We start from the raw sequence: 11927 nt of genomic DNA, 5'->3' as shown, positions 1-11927 counted from the left end.
GCCTGTTTGCAAGATAATCCTGCGCCTTGCAATTGGCGCCATAGCTTTGACGTACCGGTGGCGTCCAGATAGTTGTGGTGATAAACCGACCCCCGCCGTTTTCAGGAGGCCAGGATGCACAATGACGCACAGGTGACACCGACACCGCTCGCCCGTCTACCGGTGGTTGTGCTTCAGGTTCGTGATAAGGCGGCGCAGCAACTTGCTCGGGGTTTGCAGGAGCTGTTCGATAACGCCGATGACACGTTGTTCGAAATGGCTGACAAGGCCCGTAACAACTTTGACCAGAACATTTTCTTTGAAGCCATGCGCGACCTGCGCCTCAAGCGCAAGAATTTCGAGCGTGGCTTCATGGAGCAGTTTTTCCAAGCGTTCGACAACCTCGGGCTGGCCGGGCAGGGCGAGATGTAATTGCTGCCGAAGGTGTCCTACGAGGCACAATCTGGCATGTCGGTTGATGACAGCGGAAAAGCTGTCGCACTGGAAGCCATGCTGGGCAGGACCTTACACCGTGACGGCCTGGCCCTTGGGCATTTGACGGCCCGCTTGGGGGCGCTGCTGGGTAAGCGGCTCGATGAACGCAAAAACCCTCTTGGCCCGGCGCTGCTCTGCGAGTACTTCCTGCATGCGGGGCGAACCCTGGGAGTCGAGATCCGGGTCAAGTTGATCATGCTCAAGCTGTTTGAACAGTACGTGCTCAGCGATGCGGATCAATTGTATGGCGACGCCAATCAATTATTGGTCGCCACCGGTGTATTGCCCGAACTCAAGGCGGTACCTTCGCGGCGCTCCGGTGAGCGTTGCAGCCGGGTCAGCCCGATCGTCGAGGTTAGTCCTGTGGATGAGTACCTGGCGGATAGCGACCAGCAGGTATTCGCCGCTCTGCAAGAGCTGTTGTTTACTGTACGCGGTCGTGTGGCGCCGACCCTGGAAGCCAGGGCCCAGGCCCAGCCAATCTCGACTCGCGACTTGCTGCGCTTGCTGTCCCATTTACAGCAATACGTGCCAGAACCCGCAGCCGAGGATGACTTTGATCTGCGCAACCAGTTGGAAGAACTGTTGACCCGAGTCAGCGTCAAGAGTGGTAAATCGCGGGTGGTAGACGTTGCTGACGAAGACGTGATCAACCTGATCGCAATGCTGTTCGAGTTCATCCTTGACGACCCTGCCTTACCCGATTCCCTCAAGGTGCTGATCGTCCGCCTGCAGATTCCTCTGTTAAAAGTCGCAGTGTTGGACAAGAGCTTCTTCAGCCGTGGCAGCCACCCGGCGCGGTGCTTGCTGAATGAAATCGGCATGGCAGCCATGGGGTGGGGCAGGCTGGACGGCCCTCAGCGCGATAGTCTGTACCTGCGCATCGAGCAAGTGGTGCAGTGCCTGCTGAACGAGTTTGGTGATGATCCGACGATTTTTTCCCGGCTATTGCAGGAATTCACCGCCTTTACCCATGATGAGCGACGTCGCAGTGAGCTGCTTGAACAGCACACGCGATCGTGCAACGGCGGGGCACGGACTCTGGATCAAGTGCTGCTGTTTGATCGAGCGCTGGCCTCGGTGGTCGGCAATCTGCGTCAACTCAATCGCGTCAAATGATCGCAACCACAGGGCTGATCGCGGCATACTGAGTCCCCCAGTCTTGCTCAAGGAACCCGTATGCAGTTGGACCCCACCAGTGGTTGGTGCCAGGGCATCCGGCATTGCCCATCGCCCAACTTCAATGAACGTCCCGGCGGCGAGATTTCCCTGCTGGTGGTGCACAACATCAGCTTGCCGCCGGCGCAGTTCGGCACCGGCAAAGTGCGGGAGTTTTTCCAGAATAACCTGGACGTCACGGAACATCCCTACTTTGAAAGTATTGCCGCGCTACGGGTGTCGGCGCATTTTCTGATTGAGCGCGATGGTGCCGTGACGCAGTTTGTCTCTTGCCTGGCGCGAGCCTGGCACGCAGGTGTGTCGATCTTCGAGGGGCGTGAAACGTGCAATGACTTTTCCCTGGGAATAGAGCTTGAAGGTACCGACGACCAGCCGTTTACCGATGACCAATATCACTCGTTAATCGAACTGAGTCGCCTATTGCTGGCGGCCTATCCGGACATCACCCGCCAGCGCATTTGTGGCCATAGCGACATCGCCCCGGGACGCAAGACCGATCCTGGACCGGCTTTTGATTGGGCGCGTTTTCGCAGCGCCTTGCAGGATGGAGGACACGCACAATGAGTTTTCTGGTTTTATTGCTGGCGGTGTGGATCGAGAAATTCTCGGCCTTGCGCCAGCGGGTACAACGCGACGCTGGCTGGTTGCGCGAGCTGGCCAAGCTTGAATCCAGCTCGCGCCTGGGCACGCAGCCATGGCTGATTCTGGTGTTGCTGGTCTTGTTGCCGGTGATGCTACTGGGTCTGTTATTGCTAGTGCTGGAACCGGTGGCTTATGGGTTGCTGGCGCTGCCGGTGCATCTGTTGGTGGTGATCTACAGCCTGGGGCGCGGTGACCTGCTCGCCGGGCTTGGGCCGTTTCGCGATGCGTGGCGTCGTGGCGACTTGCAAGCGGCTGAGCATGTAGCCGAGCGCGACCTGGGGATCGGCGCGGACAGCGGCGAACAACTGCTGGAGAAAGTCCAGGGGTATTTGCTGTGGCAGGCCTATCAGAGTTTCTTTGCGGTGATTTTCTGGTATTTCCTGTTAGGTCCTGTGGCGGCCTTGGCTTATCGCTTGCTGGCGCTGGCCAGTGAGCAGGCACAAAACCCGATGCTGGCAGAGCGCGCCGGGCAATTGCGCCACGCGTTTGACTGGCTGCCGGTGCGCCTGTTGGCCGCCAGTTTCGCCCTGGTGGGCAATTTTGTCGCGGTCAGCCGCGTCATGCTGCATGAGCTGCTGAGTTGGGATATCAGTGCGGCACAGTTGGTCGAAAAAGTCGGCCTTGTTGCCGGCGAGATTCCCCCACCGATAGTCGGTGCCGACGGTATCAACAGCCTTGATCGCTTGTGGGAGTTGCTGCTGCGTGCCGCGGTGCTGTGGTACGCAGGGTTTGCAATATGGACGGTTTTGCCCTGAGGCCCGGTCCTTTTTAAGGTATTTGAGAGGTTGGTCGTGTTTGGTTGGGGTTGGGGTTGGGGCATATCCGTTGCTGCGGTTATGGCTGATATTGGTTCCGCCCTTACGGCGGGTCACTTTTGGAAAAGAGCCCCAAAAGTAACCAAAAGCGCTCTTGCCCCACCACTCGGTGTCTCGCTCAGGCTCGGCATGCCCGCAGTCCGACATTGATTCGGGGGGGCCGCCGCGATGGGCCATCCATGGCCCAGCGCGGCTAAACCGGCGTCCTGCCGGTTTACCCCCCAAATCAATATCGGACTGCGGCCAGCGTGGTTTAACGGGGCGCCTAAGATCAAAGTCAAAATCAAAAACAGAGCGCGGCGGCCTGACAGCCGACCTGATCGTGAGCGTACGCGCTGTTGCCTTTACATCCTTATTCGCTGACAACGTCAGCGGTCTGTTGATCTGCTCTGGCTCTTGATTGTGATCTTGATCTTAGGCGCCCCGTTAAACCACGCTGGCCGCAGGCAGGTATTGCGCAGTGGGCACCCCGGCAGGATGCCGGGGTAGCTGCCCCCGGCCATGGATGGCCGATGGCAGCGGGCCCACGGAGCAATGCCTGAATGCGGGCACACCGAGCCTGAGCGAGGTGCCGAGTGGTGGGGCAAGAGCCCTTTGGTTACTTTGGGGCTTTTCCAAAGTGACCCGCCGTAAGGGCGGAACCCATATCAGCCATAACCGCAGCAACGGATATGTACCCCAACCCAAACGACTGCTCTCCTCAACAACCTTGAAGTGCTGACCCTTAGGCCGTTCAAAAAATCATTCCCGCACCTATCAAATAACCCGCTTTCCCCTCGCGTTAACCTTAAGTTACAAACCCCCCCGCCGATTTAAGCTATATAGACAGCGCGCCCGGTAGTGGCAATCTGCCGCCGCCCCTGCGGCTCAATAAAAATAAAAGAAAAGGGAGTCCATCTGTGAAGAGCTTGCTCTATCCCGCCATCGCGTTAATGAATCGCCTGAGCTTCGGCATGAAGTTCAGCTTGATCAGTGTGTTGTTTTTTCTGCCGATGCTGGTGACCAATTACTATCTGGTGCGCGATTCCTGGCGCGAGTTCCAGGGCACACAGGTTGCCCTGCAGAGCCTGGACCTGCTGGGCAGCAGCCTGGCTCTGCGCCGCGACCTTGAAACCCTCAACAATCAGGTGCAGATCAACGCGACCCTGGGGCAATCGGGCAAGGCCGGCGATATAGAAAGCAAGATCGGCGCACTGGAGCAAAACGTGCTGCAGCGCTTGCAGGGTTTGCAAACCATGGCCGCCGATCCGCAGCAAGTTGCGGAGTTTGATGGCAAGCGCGACGAAATGATTGCGGCCTTCCAGTCCCAACAAGCTGAGTCCTCTTTGCTGAGCAAAAGCGCGCTGATCGGCAAGCTGCTCAACAAGGCGCAGATGTTCAGCCAGATCATCGCCAGCCAGTCAGGCTTGAGCCGCGACCCGCAAAGTGACTTACGGCAACTGAGCGAACTGATTACCGGCGTCACGCCACACATCACGCAAACCCTGGGCGAGGGGCGGGCAATGGGCGCGTATTCCTTGGGGCAGGGCTTTCTCAACTCGTCCTCCAGCACGCGTTTTGACGAGTTGTTGCAGCAACTGGAAAAACTGCAGGCCGAATACGGCCTGAAGCTGCAGGACGCCCTGGGGGCCAGCAAAGCCGCCCATGCCGCACTTGATGGTGCAGCCCAGGCCAGCCAGGCCAGCCTCAAGCAAGGTAGCGAGCTGTTCGAAGAGCAGGTGGTGATGGCACAGATCCTTGATGCGCCGTGGCAGGGCTTTTACGACGAAGTCAGTGGGCTGATGGCCAAGACCTATCAATTGGACGATGCGACACTGTCCTTTCTCGACCAGCAACTGCAACAACGCCTGGCGCAAAACCGCACGCATATGCTGGTGCTGGTTGCAGCGCTGGCGGCGGTATTCTTGCTGATCGTCTATTTGTACGGCGGGTTTTATGCCTCCACCCTCACCACGCTACGGCGATTGGGGGCGATGATGGAGAAAGTCGCGGCGGGCGACATGACGGTCAGCTTCAAGGGCGACAGTCGTGATGAGCTGGGAGATCTGGGCCAGGTCTTCAATGGCACCGTGGCCAAGATTCACGACTTGATCGAGCAGGTCGGGCAGACTATCCAGCAAGTCGAGCACCAGGCCAGGCAGGTCGAGTCGGTTTCGGCTCGCAGTAACCAGGCGGTTTCCAGCCAGCGCAGTCAGATTGAACAGGTGGCAACCGCCATGAACCAGATGTCTGCCACTGCCCATGAGGTGGCGCGCAGCGCAGCGGCAGCTGTCAGCAGCGCTCACAGCGTCAATGATGAAACCCTCAGCGGTCGGGGCCTGGTGCAATCCCAGCAAGGCAGCATTGCGCGACTGGCGGACGAGATCGATCAGTCAGTGCAGGTCATCAACCAATTGGCAATCGATAGCCAGGCGATCAGCACGGTGCTGGAGGTGATCAAGAGCATTGCCGAACAAACCAACCTGCTGGCGCTGAATGCCGCCATCGAGGCGGCGCGGGCGGGTGAACAGGGGCGTGGTTTTGCCGTAGTCGCGGACGAAGTGCGAAACCTGGCGCGGCGCACCCAGCAATCGACCGAGGAAATCGAGCAAATGATCACCAAGCTGCACAATGGCGTGGGTGCTGCAGTGAAGGCCATGGGCAGCAGCCATCAAATGGCCAGTGGCACGGTCGGGCAGTCGGAAAAAGTCCAGTCAGCCCTGGAAAACATTCTCGGTGCGGTGGGCATGATCGTCGATCAGAACCAGCAGATCGCCGCCGCCGTGGAGCAACAGACGGCAGTGGCTCAGGATATTGACCAGAACATCGTTGAAATCAATCGCGCTGGCGAACACGCAGCCCAGGGTGCGCATCAGACCGAAGCGGCCAGCCGGCAGTTATCCTTGCAGGTCATTGAACTCAAGCAACTGATTGGCGCGTTTCGGGTGTGAGTTCGGCGGGCCGTTACCAATTGAATACTTCGCAGGCATTGCGGGTGCTCGCTTCGGCCAGCATCGATGGGCTGATGGCCATTTTTTCGGCCAGGGCGCGGCAGATGTCCGGCAGGTGAGCGGGGCTGTTTCGCTGGCCGGGGTACATGGCGGGTGCCATGTCTGGCGAGTCGGTTTCCAGTACCACCGATTCCAGTGGCAATTGGGCGATGACCTTGTGCATGCGCAAAGCCTGGGGCCAGGTCGCGGCGCCGCCCAGGCCAAGCTTGAAACCCAGCTTGATGTATTCGCGGGCTTCTTCGCGGCTGCCGGCGAAGGCATGGATGATGCCGCCCCTGGGCAGGCGAATACGCTTGAGGGTGGCGATGGTCGCCGCATGGCTGCGGCGCACATGCAGCAAGGCTGGCAGTTGGAAGTCTACGGCCAATTGCAGTTGGGCTTCGAACAGCGCCCGTTGGCGTTCGCGGTCTAGCTGTTCTAGGAAATAGTCCAGGCCAATCTCGCCCACCGCGCACACTTGGCGATGGCCTTTGAGACGGGCCAGCCAGTCGCCAAGCTCAGTGATATCGGCGGCGCGATGCTCATCCAGGTACACCGGATGCAAGCCGAAAGCCGCGTATAAGTCGGCGTCCTGTTGCACCAGGTTCCACAACCGTTGCCAATTGCGTTGATAAACCCCCAGCACCACCATGCGCCGCACGCCCAGTTGGCGACTGCGCTTGAGGACTTCGTCACGGTCGTCGTCGAAGTCCTTGAAGTCCAAATGCGTGTGGCTGTCGACCAGGTCCACCGTCAGGCCTCGTGGATACGCTGTTTGAATGTGCGGCCAATGGCGTGGACACCTGGCTGGTACTGCTGCTGTTCAATCGCTGTCAGCGCCAGGCGCAGGGCGGTATCGGCAATCAGCGAATGCTGTTGGGCCATGGCGTTGACCGGCAATGGCAGGAAGTCCAACAGTTGGGTATCGCCAAAGGTGCCCAGGCGCAGCGATCGGGACCTGAGCGGAAAATCATGCAGCGCGTCAAACACCCCTTGCAGCAGGACATAAGAGGTCGTCACCAGCGCTTCAGGCAAATGCCCCAGGCTTTGCAGCAATTGCTCCATCAGTTGCCGGCCGCAATCGCGGCTGAAGGCTTCGCCGTGCTCGACCAGCGCGTCCCCCTTGAAATCCTTGAGCGCTTGCCGAAAGCCTGCCGCGCGCTCCTGGCTGATGCTCAGTTCCGGGCGAGCGCCGATCAGCACGATTTGCCGTGGCACGGGTTGCAGCAGGCTGCTGGTCAGTTGCTCACAGGCCTGGCGGTCATCGCTGACTACCGAGCAAAACTGCGTAGACTCCATCACCCGGTCAATCGCAATGACCGGCAAGCCTTTGGCTTGCAGCTCGCGGTAACTGTCGTCGCTGGCGGGCAGGCAACTGGCAACGAATAACGCATCACAGCGCCTGGCGCGGAACAGTTTCAGCAACTGGCGCTCGCTGTTGGCATCGTCGTCGGAACTGGCGATCAGCAACTGGTAGCCACGGGCCCGTGCGCCTTGTTCCAGCAGCTTGGCGATCCGTGCGTAACTGGGGTTTTCCAGATCCGGCAAGATAAAGCCCAAGGTGCGCGTGTGCCGGCTGCGCAGTCCGGCGGCCTGGGGGTTGGGCGTGAAGCCATGTTCCTCAACCACCGCACGCACCCGTTCGACGGTCGCGCTGCTGATCCGTTGCTGTTCGGCCTTGCCGTTGATGACGTAGCTGGCGGTGGTGACTGATACACCGGCCAGACGAGCAATATCACTGAGTTTCAAACCGGGATTTCCTTGTTTTCTGAAGCTTGCCCCGACATTTTGTCCAATCGTAACCGATTACTGCAGATGACTCTTGTCAGCGCACATGCGCCGAGTGGCGCTTCAAGGATGAAGAATTAACAAGTAATCTTCCATAAATTCTAGATTAAACGTTTCAGCAAGGGTATTTTTACGACGTTCGCGGCTGATTGATCACTGCCATCTGACCGATCAGTCAGTAATTCGCAACCCGCTTACCCTGATTTGTTCAAAACAATACCTAGTGCGCACCTCGCACTAACTAGGAGAAAGGCATGCTTGAGCTCACCGTAGAGCAGATATCCATGGGCCAGACGGCTGTGGATAAATCTGCTGCCTTGCAATTGCTGGCTAACAATCTGGTGGCCAGCGGCCTGGTTGCCGAAGGCTACTTGAGTGGCTTGCAAGCCCGTGAAGCTCAAGGCTCGACCTTTCTAGGCCAAGGTATTGCGATTCCCCACGGCACCCCAGAAACCCGAGATCAGGTATTCGCCACGGGGGTGCGCTTGCTGCAATTCCCCGAAGGGGTGGATTGGGGGGATGGCCAGATCGTCTACCTGGCGATTGGCATTGCCGCCAAATCCGATGAACACCTGCGGCTGCTGCAATTGTTGACCCGTGCCCTTGGCGAGACCGATCTGGGCCAGGCCTTGTCGCGCGCCAGTTCTGCCGAAGCGTTGCTCAAACTGCTGCAAGGTGCCCCGCAAGAGCTGGCCCTGGACGCGCAGATGATTGGCCTGGGCGTTTCGGCAGACGATTTTGAAGAGCTGGTCTGGCGCGGCGCCCGGCTGTTGCGCCAGGCCGATTGCGTGAGCAATGGCTTTGCTGCCGTATTGCAACAAGTCGACGCTCTGCCCCTGGGGGATGGTCTGTGGTGGTTGCACAGCGAGCAAACGGTCAAGCGCCCCGGCCTTGCCTTCGTCACTCCGGACAAACCCATGCGTTACCTGGGGCAGCCGTTGAACGGTCTGTTCTGCCTGGCTAGCCTGGGTGAAGCCCATCAAGCCTTGCTCGAGCGCCTGTGTGCGTTGCTGATCGAAGGACGCGGCCATGAACTGGGGCGCGCCACCAGCAGCCGTGCCGTACTGGAAGTGCTCGGCGGCGAACTGCCTGCCGACTGGCCGAATGCACGCATTGCCCTGGCCAATGCCCACGGCCTGCATGCGCGCCCGGCAAAGGTCCTGGCGCAGATGGCAAAAAACTTCGAGGGTGAAATCCGTGTGCGCATTGTCGACGGGCAGGGTGCTGCGGTGTCGGTGAAAAGCTTGAGCAAACTGCTCAGTCTCGGGGCCCGTCGTGGCCAGGTACTGGAATTTATTGCTGAGCCCGGCATCGCTGCCGATGCCTTGCCGGCCATGGTGGCGGCGGTAGAAGCGGGCTTGGGTGAAACCGTCGAGCCGTTACCGGCAGTCAGCGCCGTGGTTGAAATGGTCGAGGCCGAGCCGCGGCTCTGCGCGCCGGCATCCGGCAGCCTGGTCCAGGCTATCGCCGCTGCTCCCGGCATTGCTATCGGCCCGGCGCATATTCAGGTATTGCAGCCCTTTGAGTATCCGTTACGTGGCGAGTCTGCGGCCATTGAACGCGAGCGCCTGCACGCTGCTCTGGCTGATGTGCGTCGCGATATCCAGGGGTTGATCGAGCGCAGCAGTTCCAAGGCCATCCGCGAGATTTTCATCACGCACCAGGAAATGCTCGATGACCCGGAGTTGACCGATGATGTCGATACCCGCCTCAAGCAAGGCGAAAGCGCCGAGGCCGCGTGGATGAGCGTGATCGAAGCCGCCGCCAGGCAGCAGGAATCCCTGCAGGATGCCTTGCTCGCCGAGCGTGCCGCCGACCTGCGGGATATCGGCCGTCGGGTGCTGGCACAACTGTGCGGTGTTGAAACCGCCCAGGAACCTGAAGAGCCTTACATCCTGGTGATGGATGAAGTCGGCCCCTCGGACGTGGCTCGCCTGGATCCAGCGCGAGTCGCCGGGATTCTCACCGCGCGAGGTGGGGCAACCGCCCACAGCGCCATCGTCGCGCGGGCCCTGGGGATCCCGGCGCTGGTCGGCGCAGGCCCGGCAGTGTTGCTGCTGGCCGCAGGTACGCCATTGTTGCTCGACTGCCAGCGTGGCCGCCTGCATGTGGACGCCGACGCCAGCACCTTGCAACGCGCCACCTTCGAGCGCGACAGCCGCGAGCAACGTCTGCAGGCTGCCGCCGCGCAACGTCATGAGCCGGCCCTGACCCGCGATGGGCATGCCGTCGAAGTCTTTGCCAATATCGGTGAGAGCGCAGGCGTCGCCGCAGCAGTGGAGCAGGGCGCCGAAGGCATCGGTCTGTTGCGCACCGAGCTGATTTTCATGGCCCACCAGCAAGTTCCGGACGAAGCGACCCAGGAAGCCGAATACCGGCGCGTCCTCGACGGGCTGGACGGACGACCGCTGGTGGTGCGCACCCTCGACGTCGGCGGCGACAAACCGTTGCCCTACTGGCCGATCGCCAAGGAAGAAAATCCCTTCCTCGGCGTGCGTGGTATTCGCCTGACCCTGCAGCGTCCGCACATCATGGAAGCGCAACTGCGTGCGTTGTTGCGTTCGGCAGACAACCGGCCGCTGCGCATCATGTTTCCCATGGTCAGCAGCGTCGATGAGTGGCGCCTGGCCCGTGAGATGACCGAGCGCCTGCGCCAGGAAATCCCGGTAGCGGACCTGCAACTGGGGATCATGATCGAAGTCCCGTCGGCCGCATTGCTGGCCCCGGTACTGGCCAGGGAAGTGGACTTTTTCAGCGTCGGCACCAACGACCTGACCCAGTACACCCTGGCCATCGACCGTGGCCACCCGACCCTTTCGGCGCAGGCCGATGGCCTGCATCCGGCGGTATTGCAGTTGATCGACATCACCGTGCGCGCCGCCCATGCCCATGGCAAATGGGTCGGGGTGTGCGGTGAATTGGCGGCAGACCCTCTGGCCGTGCCGGTGTTGGTTGGCCTGGGGGTTGATGAGTTGAGCGTGTCGGCCCGCAGCATTCCTGAGGTGAAGGCGCGGGTGCGTGAATTCAGTCTGAGCGAGGCCCGGGGCCTGGCGCAAAAAGCACTGGTGGTGGGCTCGCCCGCCGAAGTGCGAGCCCTTGTGGAGGCCGTGTAAATGGCAAGGATTTTAAGTCTGACGCTGAACCCGGCGCTGGACCTGACCGTACGCTTGGCGCGTTTGCAGCCGGGTGAGGTCAATCGCAGTGAAACCATGCTCACCCATGCGGCCGGCAAAGGCCTGAATGTGGCCCAGGTACTGGCCGACCTAGGTCATCAGGTGACCGTCGGCGGCTTTCTCGGTGAAGACAATCCCCAGGCGTTCGAGGCCTTGATCGCCCGTCGCGGTTTTGTCGATGCGTTTATCCGGGTGCCGGGCGAAACCCGCAGCAATATCAAGATTGCCGAGCAGGACGGTCGGGTGACTGACATTAATGCGCCGGGGCCATTGGTCAGCGAGCAGGCACAACAGGCGTTGCTCGATGAGTTGGTGCGGATTGCGCCGGGGCATGACGCAGTGGTGGTCGCCGGCAGCCTGCCTCGCGGTGTCACTGCGCAGTGGTTGCTCACGTTGTTACTGCAATTGAAAGGCCAGGGCTTGAAAGTTGCCCTGGATACCAGTGGTGATGCCTTGCGCGCCGCCCTGGCTGCTAGCCCGTGGTTGATCAAGCCCAACACGGTCGAGTTGGCCGAGGCCCTGGACTGCCCGACAGATACCGTCACGCAACAGGCCCAGGTGGCCCAGCGCTTGCACCTGCAGGGCATCGAGCATGTGGTGGTTTCCCATGGCGCCGACGGCGTCAATTGGTTCAGCCCAGGCACCACGCTGCACGCGACACCGCCGAAGGTCAGCGTCGCCAGCACGGTTGGCGCGGGTGATTCGTTGTTGGCCGGGATGCTCCACGGTTTGCTTGAGGGAGACCAGCCCGAAGCAACCCTGACCCGTGCCACCGCGATTGCCGCCATGGCTGTGATGCAGATCGGTTTTGGCATTACCAATGACGCGCAGTTGAAGCGCCTCGAAAGCGGCGTTGTCGTGCGCCCGCTGACAGAAAAATAAGAGGG

At 60.4% G+C, this 11927-nt stretch carries 7 protein-coding genes and 2 pseudogenes; 7 read left to right on the top strand and 2 right to left on the bottom strand.

Features of this window, described 5'->3' with window-relative positions; translation table 11 throughout:
- Positions 1-114 precede the first annotated feature (114 nt).
- From OQ460_RS20720 to OQ460_RS20700, 5 genes and pseudogenes are all read left to right on the top strand, one after another.
- Positions 115-1506: pseudogene (locus OQ460_RS20720) on the top strand (DUF1631 family protein); the annotation flags it as partial.
- 147 nt (positions 1507-1653) lie between these two features.
- Positions 1654-2217, top strand: coding sequence for a 1,6-anhydro-N-acetylmuramyl-L-alanine amidase AmpD (ampD, locus tag OQ460_RS20715; RefSeq protein WP_410019215.1), 564 nt, complete (start codon positions 1654-1656; stop codon positions 2215-2217).
- Positions 2214-3050 (top strand): regulatory signaling modulator protein AmpE, encoded by an 837-nt coding sequence (gene ampE / locus OQ460_RS20710; protein WP_410019214.1) that lies wholly within the window; start codon positions 2214-2216, stop codon positions 3048-3050. Before ampD ends, ampE begins: the two co-directional genes overlap by 4 nt.
- A 992-nt stretch (positions 3051-4042) precedes the next feature.
- Positions 4043-5134: pseudogene (locus OQ460_RS20705) on the top strand (methyl-accepting chemotaxis protein); the annotation flags it as partial.
- Positions 5111-6040 carry a methyl-accepting chemotaxis protein gene (locus tag OQ460_RS20700; RefSeq protein ID WP_410022070.1) on the top strand — a complete coding sequence of 310 codons (930 nt, stop codon included), beginning with the start codon at positions 5111-5113 and terminating at the stop codon, positions 6038-6040. The pseudogene OQ460_RS20705 and the gene OQ460_RS20700, both read left to right, overlap by 24 nt.
- Before the next feature lie 13 nt (positions 6041-6053).
- Here OQ460_RS20700 and OQ460_RS20695 read toward each other — a convergent pair whose 3' ends face one another.
- Together OQ460_RS20695 and cra are read right to left on the bottom strand one after the other, a co-directional pair.
- Positions 6054-6830 carry a TatD family hydrolase gene (locus OQ460_RS20695; RefSeq protein ID WP_410019213.1) on the bottom strand — a complete coding sequence of 259 codons (777 nt, stop codon included), beginning with the start codon at positions 6828-6830 and terminating at the stop codon, positions 6054-6056.
- Between the two features lie 2 nt (positions 6831-6832).
- Positions 6833-7828 carry a catabolite repressor/activator gene (gene cra, locus OQ460_RS20690; protein WP_410019212.1) on the bottom strand — a complete coding sequence of 332 codons (996 nt, stop codon included), beginning with the start codon at positions 7826-7828 and terminating at the stop codon, positions 6833-6835.
- Between the two features lie 293 nt (positions 7829-8121).
- Between cra and ptsP the strand changes: the two genes are divergently transcribed.
- The gene (gene ptsP / locus OQ460_RS20685) at positions 8122-10980 is read left to right on the top strand and encodes a phosphoenolpyruvate--protein phosphotransferase (RefSeq protein ID WP_410019211.1); all 2859 of its coding nucleotides are present in this window, start codon (positions 8122-8124) and stop codon (positions 10978-10980) included.
- Positions 10981-11922: a 1-phosphofructokinase gene (gene pfkB, locus OQ460_RS20680; protein ID WP_410019210.1), complete on the top strand. Its 942-nt coding sequence runs from the start codon at positions 10981-10983 to the stop codon at positions 11920-11922. It begins immediately after the preceding gene.
- Positions 11923-11927 lie beyond the last annotated feature (5 nt).

Origin of the sequence: Pseudomonas imrae (assembly GCF_046352735.2) — a bacterium.
GTDB classification, from domain to species: domain Bacteria; phylum Pseudomonadota; class Gammaproteobacteria; order Pseudomonadales; family Pseudomonadaceae; genus Aquipseudomonas; species Aquipseudomonas imrae.
The sequence above is the reverse complement of the archived record's forward strand: the minus strand, read 5'-3'. Positions and strand labels throughout refer to the sequence as shown.

What these genes read in the sequence shown, in the direction of transcription:
- ampD (WP_410019215.1), top strand. Translation starts at nt 1,654, where the DNA reads ATGCAGTTGGACCCCACCAGTGGTTGGTGCCAGGGCATCCGGCATTGC.
- ampE (WP_410019214.1), top strand. Translation starts at nt 2,214, where the DNA reads ATGAGTTTTCTGGTTTTATTGCTGGCGGTGTGGATCGAGAAATTCTCG.
- OQ460_RS20700 (WP_410022070.1), top strand. Translation starts at nt 5,111, where the DNA reads ATGACGGTCAGCTTCAAGGGCGACAGTCGTGATGAGCTGGGAGATCTG.
- ptsP (WP_410019211.1), top strand. Translation starts at nt 8,122, where the DNA reads ATGCTTGAGCTCACCGTAGAGCAGATATCCATGGGCCAGACGGCTGTG.
- pfkB (WP_410019210.1), top strand. Translation starts at nt 10,981, where the DNA reads ATGGCAAGGATTTTAAGTCTGACGCTGAACCCGGCGCTGGACCTGACC.